Source organism: Caulobacter sp. Root487D2Y (assembly GCF_001427165.1).
Lineage (GTDB): Bacteria > Pseudomonadota > Alphaproteobacteria > Caulobacterales > Caulobacteraceae > Caulobacter.
The window spans coordinates 75945-97160 of the sequence record NZ_LMFD01000003.1; the positions used below are offsets into that span (position 1 = coordinate 75945).

Sequence of the window (21216 nt, forward strand, 5' to 3'; positions counted from 1 at the left end):
AAGCGAGTGTTGTTGTTGAGCTTGGAAGCCGTGTGGCGAATGGACTCAAACTTGCCCCACCTGGCGGCTACGCCACCTGTCCGCCCCCATGGGGGCGGAGGAGCCGCGCTCGTGAACCTCTTCCCCCTCTGGGGGAAGACGGTCGCGCAGCGACCCGTAGGGGGCAAGTGTCAGCCGCCGAAAACTAGGCCCTTTTCGCCGAAGCCGGAGCCTTGCCCAGCCCATTCACCGCCGCGCGGAACGCCTCGCCCCGCTGCTCGAAGTCGGCGAACTGGTCGAACGAGGCGCAGGCGGGCGAGAGCAGGACGATGGCCTCCTCGCCGCTGGCGGCCGCGTCGGCGTAGGCGGCGGCCACGGCGGTCTCGATGTCGCCGCACTGGCGCACCGGGGCCTTGCCCTCCAAGGTCTTGCCGAAGTCCTCGGCCGCCTGGCCGACCAGATAGGCGGTGGCGACGCGCGGGAACAGGTCGACCAGATCGTCGATGCCGCCGGCCTTGGCCACGCCGCCGGCGATCCAGTAGAACTTGGGATAGCTGGACATCGCCTGGCGAGCGGCGTCGGCGTTGGTGGCCTTGCTGTCGTTGACGAAGCGGACCTTGCCGATCTTGCCGACCGTCTCCATCCGATGGGCCAGGCCCGGGAAGCTCATCAGGCCGTCGACGGCCTGGTGCGGCGGGATGCCCAGGGCGCGGGCGGCGGCGTAGGCGGCCGCGGCGTTCTGCCAGTTGTGGCGGCCCGGCAGGCTTCTGGCGCGAAGAAGATCGGCCATCTCGGTGACCCGCTCGCCGGTGGCGTCGTACAGCACGCCCTGCAGGGCGTAGACGCCGCGGCCCATGGCCTTGCCGGCGCTGATCGGCCAGATGGTCCGGCGGTTGGCGGCGGTGATCTCGGTGCAGATCTGCTGGCACCAGGGATCGTCGACGCCGATGATCGCCGTGTCGCCCTTGCCTTGGTTCAGGAAGATCCGGCGCTTGGCGGCGATATAGCCGTCCATGCCGCCATGGCGGTCCAGGTGGTCGGGCGAGATGTTCAGCAGCACCACGGCGTCGGGCTTGAGGCTGGAGGTCAGGTCCAGCTGGTACGACGACAGCTCCAGCACGTAGACCGCGCCGCCGTGCATGTCCTCCAGGCCAAGCACGCCCTCGCCGATATTGCCGCCCACCCGGGTGTCGCGCCCGGCCTGGCGGCACAGGTGGCCGATCAGGGCGGTGGTGGTCGACTTACCGTTGGTGCCGGTGATGGCGACGATCTTGGGCTTCTTGTGCTCGGGCGCGGCGTTGACCGTGCGGGCGAACAGCTCGATGTCGCCCAGGATCTCGACCCCGGCGGCCTTGGCCTTGCCGACCGTCCAGTGCGGCTTGGGATGGGTCAGCGGCACGCCCGGCGACAGCATCAGGGCGGCGAACTGGCCCCAGTCGGCGGTGGTCAGGTCGACGACGTTCAGGCCCTCGGCCACGGCGGCCTGGCGGCTCTCGGGCTTCTCGTCCCACAGCGCCACCTTGGCCCCGCCGGCGATCAGCGCGCGCGCGGCCGTCAGCCCCGTCCGGCCCAGGCCGAACACGGCGACGGTCTTGCCCTCGAAACCGCGGACCGGGATCATGGCGCGCCCTCTCCTATCTCAGCTTCAGGGTGGCGAGGCCGACGAAGCTGAGCATCATCGCCACGATCCAGAAGCGGACCACGACGGTGCTCTCGGCCCAGCCGAGCTTCTCGAAATGGTGGTGGATCGGCGCCATCAGGAAGATGCGCTTCTTGGTCTTCTTGAAGTAGGCGACCTGGATCATCACGCTCAGCGCCTCGGCGACGAACAGGCCGCCGACGATGCCCAGGACCAGCTCGTGTTTGGCGCAGACCGCGATCGAGCCCAGGGCCCCGCCCAGGGCCAGGGACCCGGTGTCGCCCATGAAGATCTTGGCCGGCGGAGCGTTGTACCAGAGGAAGCCCATGCCCCCGCCGATGATCGCGCCGCAGACCACGGCCAGCTCGCCGACGCTGGGCACGAAGTGCAGGTTCAGATAGCCGGCGAACTTGTAGTTGCCCACCAGGTAGGCGATCAGGCCGAAGGTCGAGGCGGCGAACATCACCGGCACGATGGCCAGGCCGTCCAGGCCGTCGGTCAGGTTCACGGCGTTGGAGAAGCCGGCGATCGTGACCGCGGCGAAGGCCACGTAGAACCAGCCCATGTTGATCACCAGGTTCTTCAGGATCGGGAAGACCAGCGAGGTCTCCAGGCCCGGGGTCATCTGGGACTTGGGCGCGAACAGGATCAGCGCCACGGCCGCCAGGATCGAGATGATGAACTGGGCGATCAGCTTCTGGCCGCTGGAGAGCCCGGCGGTCGTCTGCTTGGTGACCTTGGCGTAGTCGTCCATGAAGCCCAGCACGCCGAAGGCGGCGGTGATGCCCAGCACCACCCAGACGTGGACGTTGCGCAGGTCGGCGAACAGCAGCGAGCCGACGAACAGGCCGGCCAGGATCATGAAGCCGCCCATGGTGGGCGTGCCGGCCTTCTCGGTGACGTGGCGGGCGATGCCGTCGGTGCGGATCGGCTGGCCCTTGCCCTGCTTGGCCTTCATCCAGCGGATGAAGCGCGAGCCCATGGCCACGGCCACGACATAGGCCGTCAGCATCGACATGCCGGTTCGGAAGGTCAGGTATTTCAGCAGGTTGAGGACCGGAACGTGCTCGTGCCCGCCCTGCGAGAGCCAATTATAGAGGAAATACAGCATCAGCCCTGTCCCTGGAGGTCGAGCGCGCCCAAGGCGGCGGCCACGGCCCCGGCCTTCGACCCATTCGATCCCTTCACCATCACCACGTCCCCCGCCCGCATCGCCGAAACGACCTGGGGCACGAGTTCGGCGGCGCTCTGGGCGTACCCGCCTCGCCGAGTCGGCGGAAGCGCTTCCCATAAAGATTTCATTAACGGTCCGCCGCAGAACACCAGATCGATGTCGGCGGCGGCGATCGGCGCGGCCAGGTCGCCATGGAAGCGGGCGCTCTGCGGGCCCAGCTCCAGCATGTCGGTCAGAACCACGATCCGGCGACCGGCCACCTTGCGGGCGCCCAGGGTGGCCAGGGCGGCCTGCATCGAGACGGGATTGGCGTTGTAGCTCTCGTCGACCAGGGTGAAGGTCCCGCCGGGCAGGTGGACCAGACGCTCGGCGCCGCGGCCCTCGATCGGCTCGAACTCGGCCAGGGCCGCCAGGGCGGTCTCGCGGTCGACGTCCAGGGCCTCGAGCATCAGCAGCACGCACAGGCTATTGAGGCCCCAGTGCACGCCGGTCTGCAGGATAGGGAAGCTGAGGGTCTCGCCGCGCACGACGGCGGTGATGGTCGCGCCGTTCGGGCCGGCGGCGAAGCCGGTCAACTGGGCGGTGACGCCCTCGCCCGCGCCGAAGCTCCAGACCTGGGCGCCGGCCTTCTCGGCCTCGGCCTTCAGCAGCGGGAACCACGGGTTGTCTGCGTTCAGCACCGCGACGCCGTTGGGCTCCATGCCGGCGAAGATCTCGGCCTTGGCGCGGGCGACGCCCTCCTCGCCGTCGGCGAAGTTCTCCAGGTGGACCGGGCCCACGGTGGTGATGGCGACCGCATGGGGCCGGATGAAGTCCGACAGCGGCGTGATCTCGTCGGCGTGGTTCATGCCGACCTCGAACACCGCCCGCTGGGTGTCGCGCGGCATGCGCGCCAGGGTCAGCGGCACGCCGATGTGGTTGTTGTACGACTTGACCGAGGCGTGGGCCTTGCCCGCCCGGCGCAGGCCGGCCTCGACGGCGCGGGTGACGCTGGTCTTGCCGACCGAGCCGGTGACCGCGCCGCGCCGGGCCTGGGGCGCGCGCTCGCGGGCGGCGACGCCCAGGCGCTCCAGGCCCCGGAAGGTGTCTTCGACCAGCACCGCGGGAATGGCGACGGGCTTGGAGACCAGCGCCCCGGCCGCGCCCTTGTCGGCGGTCTGGACCACGAACTCATGGCCGTCGCGCGCGCCCGACAGGGCCACGAACAGGTCGCCCGGCTCGATGCTGCGGCTGTCGATCGACACGCCGGTGGCTTCGAAGTCGGCCAGCACCCGCCCCTGGGTCGCGGCGGCGATCTCGTGGGCGGTCCACAGGGGAACGATCTTGGCGGCGTCAGGCATGGACGGCCTCCAGCGCCTTGGCGGTTTCGGTCACGTCGTCGAACGGATGGTTCACGCCGGCCACCAACTGGCCCTGCTCGTGGCCCTTGCCGGCCACCACCAGCACGTCGCCGTCGGCCAGCAGCGACGCGCCGGCCCGGATGGCTTCGCGACGGTCGCCATATTCCTTCGCGCCCGGCGCGGCGGCCAGGATGGCGGCGCGGATCGAGGCGGGCTCCTCGGAGCGGGGATTGTCGTCGGTGACGATGGCCACGTCGGCCAGACGGGCGGCGATCTCGCCCATCAAGGGTCGTTTGCCGCGGTCGCGGTCGCCGCCGGCCCCGAACACCACGATCAGCTTGCCGCGGGTGTGGGGACGCAGGGCGGCCAGCACCGTCTCAAGCCCGTCGGGGGTGTGGGCGTAGTCGACATAGGCCTCGCCGCCGCGCGCGCCGGTTCCGACCCGCTGCAGCCGGCCGGCCGCGCCTTCGAGGGTGGCCAGGGCGGCGATGGTCGCGTCGAGGTCCTCGCCGGTGGCCAGGACCAGGCCCGCGGCGACCAGGACGTTGGAGGCCTGGAAGTCGCCGGCCAGCGGCAGCAGCACGTCGAACTCGCGGCCCTGGGCGGCGATCTTCAGGCGCTGGCCTTGCGGCACGGGGGTGCGCGAGACCAGCGTCAGCCCCTGCCCTTCATGACCGACCGACAGGACGGTCTGGCCCGAGGTGACGGCGGCCGAGGCGAAGGCCGGGAAGGCGTCGCTGTCGGCGTTCAGAACGGCGGTGCGGGCGCGGGGCAGCAGGGTCTCGAACAGCCGCAGCTTGGCCGCCCGGTAGCAGCCCATGGTGCCGTGATAGTCCAGGTGGTCCTGGGTGAAGTTGGTGAAGCCGGCGGCGGCCAGGCGCACGCCGTCCAGGCGGCGCTGGTCGATGCCGTGCGACGAGGCCTCGACGGCCAGATGAGTCACGCCCATCGCCGCCAGCTTGGCCATCATTTCCGCGACGTCGGCCGCGTCCGGCGTGGTCAGGCCCGGCGGAGTCAGTTGCTGGTCCGGCGCGCCCGGCGCGCTGACCACGACGCCCAGGGTGCCCATGCTCGCCGCCTTATGACCGAGCCGGGCATAGATCTGGCGGCAGAAGCCGGCGACCGAGGTCTTGCCGTTGGTGCCGGTCACCGCCACGCAGGTCGCCGGCTGCTCGGCCCAGAACTGGGCGGCCGCCAGGGCGTAGGCGCGGCGCAGGTCGCCGGCGTGGACGACGGGAACCGACAGGCCCTCGACGTCGTCCGGGGCCAGCACGGCCGCCGCGCCGGAGGCGATCGCGCCGGGGATGAAGCTGCGACCGTCGGCCTTGCTGCCCGGCAGGGCCGCGAACAGGAATCCTTCACGCACCTTGCGGCTGTCGGCGGTGACCCCGGTGATCACGGGATCGACCTCGCACGGCCGGTTCAGAATCTGCGAAAGGGTCTTGCTCAAAGTCCCGCCTCCGAAGCGGCTTGCGGCGACTGGGCCACGGTGAAGATGTCGCTCTGCCGGCGGACGCCGAGGAACGGAGCGATGCGGTCGATAACACGGCCGGCGGCCGGCGCGGCCACCCAGCCGCCGGTCGAGAAGCCGGCGGTCCTGGCGTTGCCCTTGGGCTCGTCCAGCAGCACCAGCACGAAGTAGCGGTCGGCCTCGACCGGCCCCTCGGTCGGGAACACCGCGGCGAACGACGAGACCTGGCGCTGGTGGTTATAGCCCCGGATCGCCGGGTCGTACTTCTCGCCGGTGCCGGTCTTGCCGCCCACCGACAGGCCTGGGATGTTGGCCGACTTGCCGCTGCCGCCGGTGACGTTGGCGCGCATGATCCGCAGCATCTGCTGGGAGGTCTCTTCCGAGACGGCGCGCGGGGCTTCCGGACGCACGCCCTGGGCCAGCTTGTGGATGGTCAGCGGCTGCAGCGTGCCGCCGTTCAGCACCGCGCCCATCGCCTGGGCCAGCGCCAGAGGCGAGACGTTGATGCCGTGGCCGAACGAGGTCGAGGCCACCGCGTCGTCGTCCCACTTCTTCGGGGTCAGCGGGCGGGCCGACTCCAGCAGCTCGACCTTGGCCGGCTTGGTCAGGCCCAGGGCCGTGAAGTAGCGGCTCAGGCGCTCGCCGCCGATGCGCTCGGCCAGCATGGCGGTGCCGATGTTGGACGAGTGCTGGAACACCTCGACCAGGGTCAGGATCTTCCGCGCGGCGTGGAAGTCATGGATCGTCCGGTAGCCCAGCTTGAAGGGCTCGCGGGCGTCGAAGGTCGAGGCCGTGGTCGCCACGCCGGTGTCCAGGCCGATGGCCACGGTGAAGGCCTTGAAAGTCGAGCCCATCTCATAGACCGAGGCGGCTGCGTGATTGGTCATCTGCTCGGCGGACGCCTGGTCCAGCCGGTTGGGGTCGTAGTCCGGGAAGCTGGTCATGCCGAGGATCTCCCCGGTATGGACATTGGTCACGATGCCGACGGCGCCCTTGGCCTGGAACTCGATCGCGGCCTTGCGGACCTCGTCCTCCAGGGCGGCCTGGACGCGCAGGTCGATCGACAGCGGGATCGCGCCGTCCGGTCCCTTGGCGGCGGCCTCGCGCACCGACTTGTCCAGAGCCTTCTCGACGCCGGACAGGCCCTTGCCGCCCTTGTCGACGAAGCCGATGAAGTGGGCGGCGCTGGAGCCCAGCGGATAGACCCGGGCGGCCTGTTCCTCGAACTCGACGCCGGGCAGGCCCAGGTCGAAGATCGCGTCCTTCTCGGCCGGGGTCATGCCGCCGACCACGAAGCTGCGGCGGTCGGAGAGCACAGCCTGGTCCAGGCGCTTGGCCGGAACCGCCGGCAGGGCCTTGCCCAGGGCCCGGCGCGTGGCCTTGGCGTCCCAGACGTCCTTGGGATTGATGTAGAGGGCGTAGTGGGTCAGGTCGACGGCCAGCAGCTGGCCGTTGCGGTCGACCAGGTCGCCCCGCGCCCCGTCGGTGGAGGCCAGATAGCCGTTGCCGCCCACCTTGGAGAACACCGCCGCCCAGGTCGCGCCCAGGGCCAGCACGGTGAAGGCCAGGCCGAAGATGGCCATGACGAAGAAGATGCGGATGCGGGTGTCGTCCTGCGGCCGGGCGGCGGCGCGCGAGCGCTCGAAGGCGTGCTCCAGCCGCCAGACCCGTTCGATCAGCCAGCGCCAGGCCGCGGGCGCGCCGCCGGGAGCGAGGTTGGCCAGGCTCATCGCGGAGCCTCCCCAGAGGGCGCCTGGCCGGTCGCAGGCTGGGGCGGCGGATAGTCGTCCGGCGTCGCCTCGGGCGCCTCCGCCGAGGCCGCCTCGTTGTTCGCCGCCGCCGTCGGCGAGGCCGGGGCGTGGGCGGCGGGCGCGTGGCGCGCCACGTCGATCAGGGCGTCCTCGGTCGTCTCGTGTTCGGGGCTGATCGGCGCCAGCTGCAGCTGCTGAGCCAGTTGCTCGATGCGGCGCGGCTGCTCCAGGTAGGCGACCTCGGCCTTGAGCAGGCGGACGCGGGCCTTCTCCTGGACGATCTGCTCCTCGACCGAGGCGATCTGGGCCCGCTCGCGGCCGGCGAAGGTCTTGGCCATATAGACGCCCAGGACCAGGATCAGCAGGATGGTCAGGCAGACCAGCTCGACGACCCGGAAGCCCCGCACGCGGCGGTCGAAGATGCTCGACAGGCTCATGCGGCGCTCCAGACGGGAGCTTGGGTGCGCACGGCGGCGCGCAGCTTGGACGACCGGGCGCGCGGATTGACCGCCAGCTCGGCCTCGCCCGGCGCGATGGCCTTAGACGAGATCAGCTGGAAGCTGGGCGGGGCGCCGGCTTCGACCGGCGGCGCGTGGCGCGACCCGCCGGGCGTGCGGCCGGCGCGCTCGGCCAGGAAATTCTTGACGATACGGTCTTCCAGCGAGTGGAAGGTGACCACCGCCAGGCGGCCGCCCGGCTTCAGCACGCGCTCGGCGGCCACGAGGCCGGCCTCCAGCTCTTCCAGCTCGGCGTTGACGGCGATCCGCAGGCCTTGGAACGAGCGGGTGGCGGGGTGGACCTTGGCGCCCTTGCGGCCGCCCAGGGCGCGCTCGATCACGTGGGCCAGGTCCAGGGTGCGGGTGAACGGACGCTCGGCCCGGCGCTTGACGATGAAGCTGGCGATGCGGCGCGAGGCGTGCTCCTCGCCATAGACGTAGAGGATGCGGGCCAGCTCGACCTGATCCAGCTCGTTGACCAGATCGGCGGCGGTGGGGCCGTCGGCGCCCATGCGCATGTCCAGAGGACCGTCGCGCATGAAAGAGAAACCGCGCTCAGCCTCGTCGAGCTGCATGGAGGAAACGCCAAGATCCAGGGTGACGCCGTCGACCGACGCATCCTCCAGATACTCGGTGATTTGCGAAAAGCGGTCCTGAATCAACCGAAAGCGACTATCCGTCGCGGAAGAATTGGCCGTCGCGGCGAACTCGGCGGCGAAGCGAGCGACGCTGGGATCGCGGTCAAAGGCGATGACCGAGGCACCCGTCGCCAGGATGGCGCGGGTGTAGCCGCCGGCCCCGAAGGTGCCGTCGACGACCACGTCGCCGGGCCCCGAGGCCAAAGCGCCGACCACCTCGTCGAGCAGCACCGAGACGTGCGGCGCGCCGGGCTCCCGGACGGTTTCCTGGTCGCTCATGCCGCGCCCCCGATCCGGGCGGTGCGCTGCTGGGCGCGCATGGCGGCCAGGCCGTCGCGGGCCAGTTCGCGCTGGGCGGCGCGGTGGGCCTGGAAGGCCTCGCGCGACCAGATCTGGAACCGCTCGCCCAGACCGACCACGGCGACCCAGTCGGTCAGGCCGAACATCTCGCACAGGGTGTCGGGAAGCGTGATGCGGCCGGCGGTGTCGAACGACAGCCGCGCCATGCCGCCCAGGACGCTGGTCTCCAGGGCCGAGCGCAGGGGATCGCCGAACGGCAGCTCGTCGATCACGTCCTGGTAACGGTCGAACAGGCTTTTTCCGCCAGCTTCCAGGCAGTCGGCCTCGATGGAGGGGAAGCAGAAGATCCCGTCGAACGGACCCGAGAGCGCGGCGCGGAAGTCCTGCGGCACGACGATGCGCCGCTTGCTGTCCAGCTGCTTCTCGAACGTCGAGAGAAACACCTCGCCTACCCCTGTTTAAGCCCGCCGCCGGACGCCCTGCCACGATCGCTCCGGCAGAAGTGGGTTAACATGGGATTGATTGGGACACAATGACACCAACGGCCGTTTAGCCGTCAAAACAAAGGTGTCGCGGCGCTCTTTCACAGAGCGCTAGAATCTATCCACAGAACATACATGGAACTTGTTAAGACTTGCGGCGCGCTAGACTCTGCGCGAGTCCCTTGCGGATAAGGGAACCCACGGCCGCGCTGTCGACGTCTTGGGGAGAAGTGGGGCTGAAACCCACTTTTTCGTGGCCCCGATGCGGGGCGAATGGACCAGATGGTCTGTAAGCCGGGTTCTGTCTGACGCCCGCCCCTCCCGAAAGAAAGACGACCGCGAGACGGCCATTCCTCTGGACCGCCCATCGCTGGACGGTTCTCGCGACCTACCCGGACCCTCTCAGCCAGTGACGGCCTATCCGACGCGAGGCCGGCGCGGGGTCCCTATTCGGTCTTGCTCCAGGCGGGGCTTGCCATGCCGTCCCTGTTGCCAGGTCCGCGGTGGGCTCTTACCCCACCCTTTCACCCTTCCCGCCCCGGAGGGAGGAGGTTTGCTTTCTGTGGCGCTATCCCTGGGATCGCTCCCGGCGGGCGTTACCCGCCGCCTTGTCACCGTGGAGCCCGGACTTTCCTCGACATCCGAAGATGCCGCGGCCGCCCGACCATCTGGTCCGGGGGTTGTGTGACGGTTGGGAGCGTTGGGGTCAAGCCGTGGCGCGAATTCCTCGTCCTTCGACAAGCTCAGGATGAGGAATTCGAATGTCGGCTTCGCGAAGTCGTCCTCATCCTGAGCCTGTCGAAGGACCAGGGCGGGCCCGCAGGCATCGCTCAACGAGACCTAGAGATCCCGCATCAACCCCGCGATCGGATGATCGCCCAGCGCCGCGACCACGCCGGCCCGCTCGGCGGCGGTCCTGTTCTGCGACAGCTTCCAGGTCCCTTCCAGGCGCTCGACGCTGAGCCGGCAGCCGATGACGCCGCGCATCATGGTCTCGAAGCGGCCGGGGCTCATCTTGGCGCGGGTCCAGGGCGTCTTGGGCAGGAGCCGCGCCTCCTCCTGGGCCGAGAGGTCGTCGAGCAAGGCCACGAACTCGGCGTCGCTGAGCGGCGCGACCAGGCCCTCGGCCTCGGCCGAGACGTAGTTCCAGGTCGGCACGTGGTCCTCCGTGCCGTACCAGTCGGGACTGACATAGGCGTCCGGTCCGGTCGCCAGGGCCACGGCGCGGAAGCCCTGGACCACGTATGGCGCCAGGGCGTTGCCGCGCGACAGGTGAAAGTCCAGCGCCACCTCGCCGAAGTCCAGTTCGCGGACCACCACCGGCGCCTGGGCGGTGAATGGCCGCCCGCCCACCGCCGCCGCGATCGTCACGAACGGACGCGCGCGGAAGAAGCCGAGCAACGTCTCGCGGTCGTCGACGTGGAACGGCTTGGCAGGATGCATCAGCCGGCGGCCCGCAGCAGGGCCACCAGCCGGGCCCGGGTCTCGCCGTCGGCGACGCCGTCGAAGCGGGTCTGCAGCCAGTGGCGCTGGAAGGCGGCGACCACGGTCTCGGTCCACTCATCGTACTGGCCGGACGGCGGACAGTTGTAGCCCAGGCGGGTCAGGCCGGCCTGCAGGGCGAAGACGCCGGTCCCCTCCTCGCCCTGGCCCAGCGGCGCGCCGGGCGACGGCGGCGGCTCGACCCACAGGCCGTGGCCGGCCTCGGCCAGACGCTTCCAGGGGAACAGCTCGCCCGGATCGATCTTGCGGCCGGGGGCGATGTCGGAGTGGCCGATGATCATGTCGTCGTCGATCATCCAGCGCGAGCGGATGTCGGCCAGCAGGTTGATCACCGCGGCGATCTGAGCGTCGGGGAACGGGCGATAGCCGAACTCGTGGCCGGGATTGACGATCTCGACGCCGATCGAGGCCGAGTTGATGTCCTTGACGCCCTTCCAGAAGGCGGCCCCGGCGTGCCAGGCGCGGCGCTCCTCGGGCACCAGGCGGAAGATCCGGCCATCCTCCTCGACCAGATAGTGGGCCGAGACCTTGGCTTCGGGGTCGCACAGCCGCGCCAGGGCGGCCGGGCCGGTCTCCATGCCGGTGTAGTGCAGGACGACGCAGTCGGGCACGGCCTTGCGCGCGTCGAAGTTCGGCGACGGGGCGTCGATCAACGTCATTGAGAGCGGTTCCTCGTCAGCATCAGCAGCGGCATCACCTGGTTCTTGCGCAGGGCGATGATCAGCACCCCCACTAGCGCGAGCAGCGTGCCGATTCCCATGCGGGCGTCGAAATGATCGTGCGTGATCAGAACGCCCAGGCCAATGGTCATCAGCGGGGTCATCAGGGTCAGCGGCGCGACCAGATTGGCGTCGTGGCGTTGGATCAGGCCGTAATAGGCGGTGTGGGCCAGGACCGAGACGATCAGGGCCGAGAACAGCAGCGCCGCCAGGAACGGCCAGCCGGCCTTCAGGGCCAGGTCCAGGCCGCCGGGTTCGGTCGCCAGGCTCAGCAGGGCCAGGGGCGCGACCGAGGTGGCGCCGACCCAGGCCTGGAACTGCAGCGGTTTCACGCCCTCGATCTGCTTCATCATCACCGCGCCCAGCGAACCGGTGAACGCCGAGGCGACGATGAACCACAGGCCCGGCGACAGCTGCAGGCCGTGCGGGTTCCACATCACCACCACCGCGCCCGCCAGGGTCAGGGCGATGCCCAGGCCGCGCTTCCAGCGCACCTTCTCGCCCAGCATCAGCATCGACAGGAGCGTCGTGAACGGCACGCCCAGCTGGATCACCACCGCCGAGGCCGACGGCGAGGCGGTCTTGAAGCCCATGAACAGCAGGGCGAAGTTGCCCGCCCCCATCAGCAGACCCACGGTCACGATCCGCCAGGTCGGGCGCGGCGCGGGCAGCAGCCACGGCAGGGTCACCGCCGCGACGATGGCGAAACGCACCGCCGCATAGAACAGCGGCGGCACGCCCCAGTGGGCGACCACGATCTTGGAAATGATGTTGTTGCAGGCCCAGACCAGACAGACCAGGACCAGCAAACCAAAGTCGCGCAAAGACATGGGAATGACCGATACGCGCCGCTGACGAGGGTTTGCAATCAAAACCGATGACCGCCGACATCGTCTTGCGCGACGCCGCGGTTGACGGATGGGCTAAACGGTCGTTTGCTGGTGAACAATGTTCACATACGCGAGCGCCCGGACCACCGGGCCGGGTGAACTTCAGGGCGGAGGCACGATGGCCATCGAGCATTTCGACGTATTGATCGTGGGCGCGGGCCTGTCGGGCATCGGCGCGGCCTACCATCTTCAACGCGACTGTCCGAAGAAGACCTACGCCATCCTCGAGGCGCGGGCGGCGATGGGCGGCACCTGGGACCTGTTCCGCTATCCGGGCATCCGGTCCGACAGCGACATGTACACCCTGGGCTACGCCTTCAAGCCGTGGCGCGAGGCGAAAGCCATCGCCGACGGCCCGTCGATCCTGAACTATGTCCACGAGACCGCCGCCGAGAACGGCATCGACCGCCACATCCGCTACGGCCACAAGGTCAAGCGGGCCAGCTGGTCCTCGGAGACCGCCACCTGGACCGTCGAGGCCGAGCACGACGGCAAGACGGTGAAGGTGACCTGCAATTTCCTGTCGATGTGCAGCGGCTACTACAACTACGACGCCGGCTACACGCCTGACTTCCCCGGGGTCGAACGTTTCCAGGGCCGCGTCGTCCACCCGCAGCACTGGCCCGAGGACCTGGACTACGCCGGCAAGCAAGTCGTGGTCATCGGCAGCGGCGCCACGGCCGTCACCCTGGTCCCGGAAATGGCCAAGACCGCCGGCCACGTGACCATGCTGCAGCGCTCGCCGACCTATGTGGTCTCGCGCCCGGCCGAGGACGGGATCGCCAACTGGCTGCGCGCCAAGCTGCCGGCCATGACCGCCTACGGCATCACGCGCTGGAAGAACGTGCTGATGCAGCTGCTGTTCTTCAACATCGCCCGCAAGAAGCCGGAGAAGACCAAGGAGCGGCTTCTGGGCCTGGTGCGCGAGCACCTGGGTCCCGACTACGACATCGCGACCCACTTCACGCCGCGCTACAATCCCTGGGACCAGCGGCTGTGCCTGGTGCCGGACGCCGACCTGTTCGACTCCCTGAAGGCCGGGACCTCGTCGGTGGTCACCGACCAGATCGAGACCTTCACCGAAACCGGCCTGAAGCTGAAATCGGGCGCGAGCCTGAACGCCGACATCATCGTCACCGCCACCGGCCTGCGCATGCAGCTGCTGGGCGAGATGGAGGTGGTGGTCGACGGCCGGAAGATCGCGCCGCACGAGACCACCAGCTACAAGGGCATGATGTTCAGCGACGTGCCGAACCTGGCCTCGACCTTCGGCTACACCAACGCCAGCTGGACCCTGAAGGCCGACCTGACGGCCGAATATGTCTGCCGCCTGCTCAACCACATGGACCGGACGGGGGCCCAGATCTGCACCCCGCGCCTGCCCGAGGGCCAGATGGAGATCGAGCCCTGGCTGGACTTCTCGTCGGGCTACGTCCAGCGCGCCCTGAAGATCCTGCCCAAGCAGGGCGCCAAGACGCCGTGGAAGGTGCACCAGAACTACGCGCTGGACCTGGTGACCTTGCGCTACGGCAAGGTGGACGACGGAACGATGGAGTTCTCGAAGGCCAGGGCCCCGGCCAAGGAGAAGGTCGCGGCGTAAGGTCCTCCCCCTGTGGGGGAGGCGATCGCGCAGCGATCGGTGGGGGGATTCTTTGGGCGATCGATCCGGGATGCGGAAAGAGCCGATCGCTCCCCCCTCCGTCGGCTTCGCCGACACCTCCCCCACAGGGGGAGGGCCGCTCATCTATTTCGGCTTCTTCGTCGACACGTTGGCGGTCTTGAAGCTCTTGAGAAGCTTGAGGGCGTAGTCGGCGCGGGTCTTGACCTCGGGCCTGGGATCGCGCTCGAGCGCGGCCTGGTACCACAGCTCGACCACCTCGATGTCCTTGAGCGGCACGCCGCCCTTGAACGCATAGGTCCCTGGGCCAGGCTTGCGGCCGCCCGTCATCTCCGAAAACAGCTGGTCGGCCATCAGGATGCAGGCCGCCTGATCGCCCGCCTTCTCGGCGGCGCCCCACAGTTCGAGCGCCTTCTTGGTGTCGCGCCTGCCGCCCTCGCCGCTGGCGTACAGATCGCCCAGCTTGCGCGCGGCCATCAGGGGGTTCTCCTTGACGGCCATCTCGTACCATTTGCGCGCCTCGCGCGGATCGCGGGCCACGGGCTTGCCGGCCAGATAGGCCGAGCCCAGGGCCAGCTGCGCCTCGTTGTCGCTGGCGCGGGCGGCTTCCTTGCATAGCGCCAGGCCGCGGTCGACCGAGGCCGGCTCGGCCATCAGCATCTGGCCCAGGGCGCACTTGGACTGCGGATAGCCCATCTGCATGGCGCGGGTGTAGGCGGCCTTGGCGCCCTCGACGTCGGGCTTGCCGCCCGCCAGGCCGTACTGCAGGCACCGCGCGCGCAGGTGCATGGCGTCGGCGCGCTCGTCCGCCGCCTTGGCGGCGTAGGCGCAGCCGCGCGGCGGGTTCGGCGCGATCTTGCCCCGCCCCATGACGAACAGCAGCCCGGCATAGGCCTGGGCGTCGGCCCTGCCGCTGTCGGCCAGGGCCGTCAGGGTCTCGGGCGAGCCCGTGGCCGCCTTGTCCAGCGCGGCCTGGAGATCGGCGGCCGGCGGCGGCGGCGTCCAGGTCTTGGCCGCGGTTTGGGAGCTGGTCTGGGCCGAAACCGGCGGGCCGCTCGGCAGGACGCTCAGGCTCGCGGCGAGGAAGAGACAGCAGGTCGCGAAGGGCGTCGTGGCGACGCGGAAGATCATCGCGGAGGCGCGGGGCGCGGTCATCGGTTGAACCCTGGACAGACGCGCCAGCCTAGCCGCCGACGCGGGCCGCCCCCATCAGGTGGATCACGCGCGCGCCGCGGGCCGAGACCCGATGGGAACGAGCCGCGCCTCAGTCCTCGTCGAACCCCTGATCCTCGTCTTCAACCGGCGCGGGCTTCACCGCCGCCCCGCCCTTGCGCCTGACGAACCGCAGCGCCGTATGGGTCTTGGAGAAGGCGCAGACCTTGGTGTCGACCAGGCCCTGCTCGCGCGCGGCGGTCAGGATCTCGACGTCCTTCAGCGGCGCGCCCTTGCCCTTCTGCGCGACGATCCAGATCGCGCCCTTGGGCCCGAGCCCGCCGACCAGGTCTTCCAGCTGGTCGAAATCGGCCAGATCCTCGACGCCCAGGAACAGCAGGTCGATGTCCTCATAGGCCTCGACCGGCTCGACGCGGGTCGACAGCTCGTCCAGGAACTCGCCGTCGTCTATGGCCTGGACCACCACCGTCTGGCCGGCCTTGACGCCCAGCTTGTCCAGCCGCCCGGGCGGATTATGGATGGCGTGCAGCCACTTGTCGGCCTGGCCTGGCTCCAGGGTGAAGCGCGTACCGTCGGTCAGCACCAGGTCATCGCCCTCGACCCGCAGGTCGCGCAGGGCGTGCCCCTGGAAGATGCCGCGCACCGCGCCGCGGAAGATCAGCTTGGGCGGCTCCCAGACCAGCTTGCCGTCGCTCTCGCCGTCGGAGAGCTGGCCCCAGACGCCCTTGGCCTCCTTGCCCATCACGAACCCCGGAAGTTGGGCTGGCGCTTCTCGAGGATGGCGTCGACGCCCTCCATGTGGTCGTCGGTGTGGTGGGCGATGGCCTGGGCGGCGGCGCTCATCTCCATCAGGGTGTCGTAGCTGGCGGTCTGGCCGTGCTTGAGCAGGCTCTTGGCCATGCGCAGGGCGTGGGGCGGCTGCTGCGCGATCCGCGTGGCCAGGGCCATGGCCTCGTCCATCAGCGTCTCGGCCGGCACGGCCTTGCTGATCAGGCCCCAGGCCTCGGCCTTGGCCGCATCGATGACGTCGCCGGTGAACAGCAGTTCGGCCGCGCGGCTCATGCCGATCGTGCGCGGCATCAGCCAGGCGCCGCCGTCGCCGGGGATCAGGCCCAGCTTCAGGAAGGTCACCCCGAACTTGGCGGTGTCGGCGGCTATGCGGATGTCGGTCATGCAGGCCACGTCGCAGCCCAGGCCGATGGCCGCGCCGTTGACCGCGGCGATCGACGGAACCTCCAGGCCGTAGATGGCCCGCACAACGCGGTGGATGTTCTTGCGGTAGCCGTCGCGGATCTTGACGCCGTTGCCCCCGAACGCCCCTTCCCGCGCCTTCATCGCCTTGACGTCGCCGCCGGCCGAGAAGGCCCGGCCCGCGCCGGTCAGGATCACGCAGCGGATGTCCTGGTCGTCGTTGATCGCCTCGCAGGCCGCCGCCACCTGGTCGCCGTCGCCGGGCGCGCCCAGGGCGTTCATGGCGTCGGGTCGGTTGAGCGTCAGGATCGCGACGTGGCCGCGTTTCTCGGTGAGGATCAGCGGCGGAAGGGTGGAAGGGGTGTCTTGCGACATGGCGAGGGCGCTCCTGCGGGGTTTCTGGCCTGGGCCATTTTTGATCTGCATAGCGCAAATCGGCGAGGGAGAGGCAAGAGACCAACGCTCGGCGGGCTTTGTTTTACAAACTAAGGTAAATCCCGGACTTCGACCGAGATGGACAAGACCCAGCGCTTCTTTTTGTGATCACACACAACACCTGGAAGAACTTGCGAGCTGCGAACCAGACGCAACAACGGCCCAGCGGCTTTTTAGACAAGCTGAGCCGTAAAAAGCGTTGGCGCGGAAGGGAATCATAGGCTTCTACTAACTGCAGGGACGATTTTAAGAAGCGGTGGCGTGCAGTGCACATGTCCCAGAGACATGCTTTGATCATCGAGGATGAAATCCTCATCGCGATGGAGGTCGAGGCTTTGCTCAGCGAGCAAGGGTTCGACACCTTCGATATCGCGGAAAGCCCCCAGGCGGCGCTCGATTGCGCCCTAAGGCGCCCGCCGGATCTGATCACGGCCGACTATCGCATCATCGGCGGCACCGGCGTGGAGGCGGTCACCGCGATCCTCGCCCGGCTGGGGCCGATTCCCGTGGTCTATGTGACCGGCAACGCCGACCAGCTGTCCCCTCGCACGCGCGCCGTGGTCGACAAGCCGATCTCGCCCCACCGCCTGGCCGAGGCCTGCGCCATGGTCCAGAACGCCAGCGTCTAGGCGCGCCGCCGAGACACCCGCTATGCTGGCGGCCCTTGAGGGGAGCCGCCCATGATCATCGACGACCTCGAAACGCTCGAAGCCCTCTACGCGCCGGCCCCGGTCCCGGCCTCGATCGTCAAGGTCGCCGACCGCATCACCCCGCACTATCGCGCCCTGATCGAGGCCTCGCCGTTCCTGGCCCTGGCCACCGTCGGCCCCGAGGGCCTGGACTGCAGCCCGCGCGGCGACCAGGCCGGCTTCGTCCGCATCCAGGACGAGCGGACCCTGATCCTGCCCGACCGTCGCGGCAACAACCGCATCGACAGCCTGCGCAACGTGGTCCGCGATCCGCGCGTGGCGCTGATGTTCCTGATCCCCGGCTCGGGCACGACCTTCCGGGTCAACGGCCGCGCCGTGGTCAGCGCCGATCCCGACCTGCTGCGGAGCTTCGCCGTCGACGGCAAGGCGCCGCGCACCTGCCTGGTGGTGACCGTGGTCGAGGCCTATTTCCAGTGCGCCCGCGCCATCGTCCGCTCGGGCCTGTGGAAGGCCGAAAGCCAGGTCGATCCCCGCGACCTGCCCTCGCCCGGCGCCATGCTGGCGGCGATGAGCGAGGACGCGGTCGGGGGCGATGACTACGACAAGGCCTGGCCCGAGCGGGCGGCGGCGAGCCTGTGGTGAGCCGCTAGCCCGCCACGTACCGATCCACCACCTCGGCCAGCACGGTCAGCGGCACGCCGCCGGTCGAGACCACGGCGTCGTTGAAGTCGCGCAGGTCGAACTTTCCGCCCATCTTGGCCTTGGCCATTTCGCGCAGGCGGACGATCTCGGTGTGGCCCACCTTGTAGCCGCAGGCCTGGCCGGGGTTGGCGCAGTACCGGTCGACCTCGCTGGTCATGGCCGGTCGCGCCCGGCCGGTGGTGGTGACCAGGTAGTCGATGGCCTGCTCGCGGGTCCAGCGCTTGTGGTGCAGGCCGGTGTCGACCACCAGCCGCGCGGCGCGGAACTGCTGGGCCTGCAGATAGCCCAGCTGGCCCAGCGGATCGCCGTCATAGAAGCCGCCCTCGTCGGCCAGCTGCTCGGCATAGAGCGCCCAGCCCTCGATGAAGGCGTTGAAGCCCATCAGCGAGGCGATCAGCGGGATCTGGCTGGACCGTTCGGCTAGGTAGGCGCCCTGCCAGGCGTGGCCGGGGATGGCCTCGTGGGTGGTCAGGGTCGGCAGGGTGAACTTCGGCCAGTTCCCGATGTCCTTGAGGTTGATGTAGTAGATCGCCGGCCGCGAGCCATCGAGGGCGGCGAAGTTCATGTAGCCCTGCGGCGCGCCGGCCTCGATCTCCTTGGGCACGGCCTTGACCCGGACCTCAGCCTTCAGCCCCAGGCGCGACAGCTTGGGCATCATCAGCCGGGTGGCGGCGATGCGGTCCTCCAGATAGGCCAGCAGCTGGGCCCGGCCGGCGTCGCTGTCGGGGTACAGATAGCGGGGATCCTTGGTCAGGGCGGTGACCCGCTCGCCGACGCCGCCCTGGGTCAGGCCCTGGGCCTTGAGGATCGGGTCCATGCGGGCGGCGATGGCCGCGCCCTGCTCCAGGCCCATCGCATGGATTTGGTCGGCCGACATCGTGGTGGTCGTGCCCACGCGCAGGGCCCAGGCATAGTATTCGTCGCCCTTGGGCAGCTTCCAGACGCCGGCGTCGGCCGTGGCCTTGGCGCGCGCCGCCTTCAGGGCGGCCAGCTGCCGGTCGAGCGCCGGGAACACCTCGTCGGCGACGATCTTCGTTTCGGCCGCCGAGGGATCGGCCAGCCCCTTGGCCTTGGCCCGCTCGGCCAGGGAGGCGACCAGCTGGGTGCTTCCGGCCGCCTGGCCGCGCAGTTCGGTCAGCTGGGCGATGGCGGTGTCGAGGATGAAGGCCGGGGCGATCACCCCGGCGCCGGCGTCCTCGCCGATCCGGGCGGTCTCCTGGTCCAGCACCTTGGCGAAGGCGTGGGTGCGGGCCAGGTAGGCGTCGACGTCCGCCGCGGTGTTGACGGCGTGCTGCGAGTTGAGGAACTCGGGAACGCCGGAGACCGCGCCGCTCTGCTGGGTCACCACATAGGGGTTGGCGTAGTCGACGCCGTACGAGAAGGCCCCGCCCTCGACAGTCAGGGTCTGGGCGGCCAGCACGGTGTCGCGGATCGTCAGGTCGTGGGGGTTCAGGCTCTTGGGGTCGATGGCCGACAGTCGCTTGACCCGGTCGGCGGCGGCGGCCACCTGGGCGCGGCGATCGGCGGTCGAGGCGCCCGACAGCCGCGATTTCAGCCCGGCCCGCGCGCCCTTGTCGAGGCCCAGCGAGGTGGCGGTTTCCGGCGAGTCGGTCAGCATCTGCTCGACGAACCTGTCCAGCAGGGCGGCCAGCTTGGCGTCGGCGACGGGTCCCGCGGCCGGCGAGCCGGCCTGCGCGGCGAAGGCGGCGGCGAAGGGCGCGAGGCTCGCGGCCGCCGTGCTGGTCGCCAGGAGATGGCGACGCGTCATGGTCATGATGAAATTCCCCGGTCGCCGCGGCCCTTCCGGGGCGAAGACTTCAGCAAATCACCTCAGTCCGACCATGGAAACACCCGAAACGAAAACGGCCCCGCCGTGGGGCGGGGCCGCTCGAAAACACATCCAGTCGAGGTCGGTGACCTCAGTCGTCGCGGTGAACCCGTTCCCGACGTTCGTGACGCTCCTGGGCTTCCAGGCTGAGCGTCGCGGTGGGCCGCGCGTCCAGTCGAGCCAAACCGATCGGCTCGCCGGTTTCCTCGCAATAGCCGTAGGAACCGTCCTCGACTCGGCGCAACGCCTGGTCGATTTTCGAGATAAGTTTTCTCTGACGATCCCGGGTGCGAAGTTCCAGCGCCCGATCAGTTTCCGACGACGCGCGATCGGCGAGGTCGGCATGGTTTTCAGTCTCAGCTTGCAGATGGGAGACCGTCTCGCGAGATTCGCGGAGGATCTCTTCTTTCCATGCCAGGAGCTTCTGCTTGAAATACTCAAGCTGACGCTCGTTCATGAAAGGCTCGTCATCCGACGGACGATACGAGTCTGGTACCTTAAGAACAGTGGCCGTTTGCATTAACGCCTCACGCCCCGATGAACTCCGCCCAGGTCAGGCCGGGTGCTTATACCAAAACGATAGCCCGGTTCAATGAACGTCGCGTGAGCGGCGTGTTCACCGCCGTGCACGAATGCCGCGTTTCTGGGGATATTCAGAGAACCGTGTTTCTTAAGATACGGTTTCATCAGCGTTTTCAGCCCAGTCGCATCTGTTCGAGCTTGGCCGCCTCGACGGCCGCGCGGGTCTCGATTTCATTGAGAATGGCTTCGAGCTTGGGATCGTCGGTCGCCTCGCGATGCTCGCGCACGGCGCTCTTGAGTCGCGACAGCGTGCCGGTGGAAACCTCGCCGTCCAGGGTGGCCAGCTTCAGCGCGTCCAACAGGTCCAGCAGGCCGCCGGCCCGCTTCACCGCCCGGCGCTTGCGCTCGGTGGGGTCCATGTCGGCCTGCAGGGCCAGGAGCGCGTCGAGCGATCCGATCCCGGCCACGCCGCCCGTCTGGGCGACTCCGGAAGCGGCGCCGGCGCCGCCGACCGAAGGTAGGGAAAACCCCGATCCGCCGCCCACCGGTTTGGCCCGCGATGCGCCAACCGCGCCCGCGCCTCCCGTGCTGGAAACCTTCATGACGAAATCCTGTTCCGACTGCCGATCAAGGGAGTCACCCCCTCCCCGTTAACCACATCTTGCTGGGCGCCGCTTGCGGTATGGTTAATGCCGGGCAGAATCTGCCGAACCA

20 protein-coding genes, 1 other RNA gene and 1 pseudogene are annotated in these 21216 nt (G+C 69.2%); 3 read left to right on the plus strand and 19 right to left on the minus strand.

What is annotated here, in order from left to right:
* Positions 1–184: 184 nt before the first annotated feature.
* The 13 genes and pseudogenes from murD to ASD38_RS06205 all read right to left on the minus strand — a co-directional run bounded on the left by murD (position 185) and on the right by ASD38_RS06205 (position 12323).
* Positions 185–1600, minus strand: a complete 1416-nt coding sequence (gene murD, locus ASD38_RS06155; RefSeq protein WP_056458593.1) for a UDP-N-acetylmuramoyl-L-alanine--D-glutamate ligase — start codon at positions 1598–1600, stop codon at positions 185–187.
* 13 nt (positions 1601–1613) lie between these two features.
* Positions 1614–2729 (minus strand): phospho-N-acetylmuramoyl-pentapeptide-transferase, encoded by a 1116-nt coding sequence (gene mraY / locus ASD38_RS06160; RefSeq protein WP_056437948.1) that lies wholly within the window; start codon positions 2727–2729, stop codon positions 1614–1616.
* The gene (locus ASD38_RS06165; protein WP_056458594.1) at positions 2729–4132 is read right to left on the minus strand and encodes a UDP-N-acetylmuramoyl-tripeptide--D-alanyl-D-alanine ligase; all 1404 of its coding nucleotides are present in this window, start codon (positions 4130–4132) and stop codon (positions 2729–2731) included. The genes mraY and ASD38_RS06165 overlap by 1 nt, the downstream gene beginning before the upstream one ends.
* Positions 4125–5582, minus strand: a complete 1458-nt coding sequence (locus ASD38_RS06170; RefSeq protein ID WP_056437952.1) for a UDP-N-acetylmuramoyl-L-alanyl-D-glutamate--2,6-diaminopimelate ligase — start codon at positions 5580–5582, stop codon at positions 4125–4127. Before ASD38_RS06170 ends, ASD38_RS06165 begins: the two co-directional genes overlap by 8 nt.
* Complete coding sequence (locus tag ASD38_RS06175; RefSeq protein WP_056458597.1) at positions 5579–7333, minus strand: peptidoglycan D,D-transpeptidase FtsI family protein; 1755 nt, start codon at positions 7331–7333, stop codon at positions 5579–5581. Before ASD38_RS06175 ends, ASD38_RS06170 begins: the two co-directional genes overlap by 4 nt.
* Complete coding sequence (gene ftsL / locus ASD38_RS06180) at positions 7330–7791, minus strand: cell division protein FtsL (RefSeq protein ID WP_056437957.1); 462 nt, start codon at positions 7789–7791, stop codon at positions 7330–7332. Before ftsL ends, ASD38_RS06175 begins: the two co-directional genes overlap by 4 nt.
* Entirely contained in the window at positions 7788–8768 is a 981-nt protein-coding gene (rsmH, locus tag ASD38_RS06185; protein WP_056458600.1) for a 16S rRNA (cytosine(1402)-N(4))-methyltransferase RsmH, read from the minus strand. Before rsmH ends, ftsL begins: the two co-directional genes overlap by 4 nt.
* On the minus strand, positions 8765–9232 hold the full coding sequence (locus ASD38_RS06190; protein ID WP_056458602.1) for a division/cell wall cluster transcriptional repressor MraZ: 468 nt from the start codon (positions 9230–9232) through the stop codon (positions 8765–8767). The genes rsmH and ASD38_RS06190 overlap by 4 nt, the downstream gene beginning before the upstream one ends.
* A 313-nt stretch (positions 9233–9545) precedes the next feature.
* An RNA gene (gene rnpB / locus ASD38_RS06465) (RNase P RNA component class A) lies at positions 9546–9943 on the minus strand.
* 52 nt (positions 9944–9995) lie between these two features.
* Positions 9996–10105 (minus strand): annotated as a pseudogene (locus tag ASD38_RS25060) (hypothetical protein); the annotation flags it as partial.
* A gap of 6 nt (positions 10106–10111) precedes the next feature.
* A complete protein-coding gene (locus tag ASD38_RS06195; protein WP_056458607.1) occupies positions 10112–10714 on the minus strand; it encodes an FMN-binding negative transcriptional regulator in 603 nt (200 codons plus the stop codon).
* Positions 10714–11433: an N-acetylmuramoyl-L-alanine amidase gene (locus ASD38_RS06200; protein ID WP_056458610.1), complete on the minus strand. Its 720-nt coding sequence runs from the start codon at positions 11431–11433 to the stop codon at positions 10714–10716. Before ASD38_RS06200 ends, ASD38_RS06195 begins: the two co-directional genes overlap by 1 nt.
* Positions 11430–12323 carry a DMT family transporter gene (locus tag ASD38_RS06205; protein ID WP_056437975.1) on the minus strand — a complete coding sequence of 298 codons (894 nt, stop codon included), beginning with the start codon at positions 12321–12323 and terminating at the stop codon, positions 11430–11432. Before ASD38_RS06205 ends, ASD38_RS06200 begins: the two co-directional genes overlap by 4 nt.
* A gap of 178 nt (positions 12324–12501) precedes the next feature.
* Here ASD38_RS06205 and ASD38_RS06210 point away from each other — a divergent pair, with 178 nt between their 5' ends.
* Complete coding sequence (locus ASD38_RS06210) at positions 12502–13983, plus strand: flavin-containing monooxygenase (protein WP_056458612.1); 1482 nt, start codon at positions 12502–12504, stop codon at positions 13981–13983.
* Positions 13984–14127: 144 nt separating this feature from the next.
* On the opposite strand, the gene ASD38_RS06215 is transcribed toward ASD38_RS06210, so the two are convergent.
* The 3 genes from ASD38_RS06215 to ASD38_RS06225 all read right to left on the minus strand — a co-directional run bounded on the left by ASD38_RS06215 (position 14128) and on the right by ASD38_RS06225 (position 16740).
* A complete protein-coding gene (locus tag ASD38_RS06215) occupies positions 14128–15156 on the minus strand; it encodes a tetratricopeptide repeat protein (protein WP_056458615.1) in 1029 nt (342 codons plus the stop codon).
* 109 nt (positions 15157–15265) lie between these two features.
* Complete coding sequence (locus tag ASD38_RS06220; RefSeq protein WP_056458618.1) at positions 15266–15916, minus strand: DUF3052 family protein; 651 nt, start codon at positions 15914–15916, stop codon at positions 15266–15268.
* Positions 15916–16740, minus strand: a complete 825-nt coding sequence (locus tag ASD38_RS06225; protein ID WP_056437986.1) for a crotonase/enoyl-CoA hydratase family protein — start codon at positions 16738–16740, stop codon at positions 15916–15918. The genes ASD38_RS06220 and ASD38_RS06225 overlap by 1 nt, the downstream gene beginning before the upstream one ends.
* A gap of 332 nt (positions 16741–17072) precedes the next feature.
* On the opposite strand from ASD38_RS06225, the gene ASD38_RS06230 reads away from it, so the two are divergent.
* Together ASD38_RS06230 and ASD38_RS06235 are read left to right on the plus strand one after the other, a co-directional pair.
* Positions 17073–17429, plus strand: a complete 357-nt coding sequence (locus ASD38_RS06230; RefSeq protein WP_056437988.1) for a response regulator — start codon at positions 17073–17075, stop codon at positions 17427–17429.
* Positions 17430–17480: 51 nt separating this feature from the next.
* Positions 17481–18092 (plus strand): pyridoxamine 5'-phosphate oxidase family protein, encoded by a 612-nt coding sequence (locus ASD38_RS06235; protein ID WP_056437991.1) that lies wholly within the window; start codon positions 17481–17483, stop codon positions 18090–18092.
* A gap of 4 nt (positions 18093–18096) precedes the next feature.
* Here ASD38_RS06235 and ASD38_RS06240 read toward each other — a convergent pair whose 3' ends face one another.
* From ASD38_RS06240 to fliX, 3 genes are all read right to left on the minus strand, one after another.
* Positions 18097–19926, minus strand: a complete 1830-nt coding sequence (locus tag ASD38_RS06240) for a DUF885 domain-containing protein (RefSeq protein WP_056458621.1) — start codon at positions 19924–19926, stop codon at positions 18097–18099.
* A 145-nt stretch (positions 19927–20071) separates the two neighbouring features.
* Entirely contained in the window at positions 20072–20500 is a 429-nt protein-coding gene (gene dksA, locus ASD38_RS23210) for an RNA polymerase-binding protein DksA (protein WP_012287706.1), read from the minus strand.
* Between the two features lie 175 nt (positions 20501–20675).
* Entirely contained in the window at positions 20676–21104 is a 429-nt protein-coding gene (gene fliX, locus ASD38_RS06250) for a flagellar assembly regulator FliX (RefSeq protein ID WP_056438001.1), read from the minus strand.
* Positions 21105–21216: the final 112 nt, after the last annotated feature.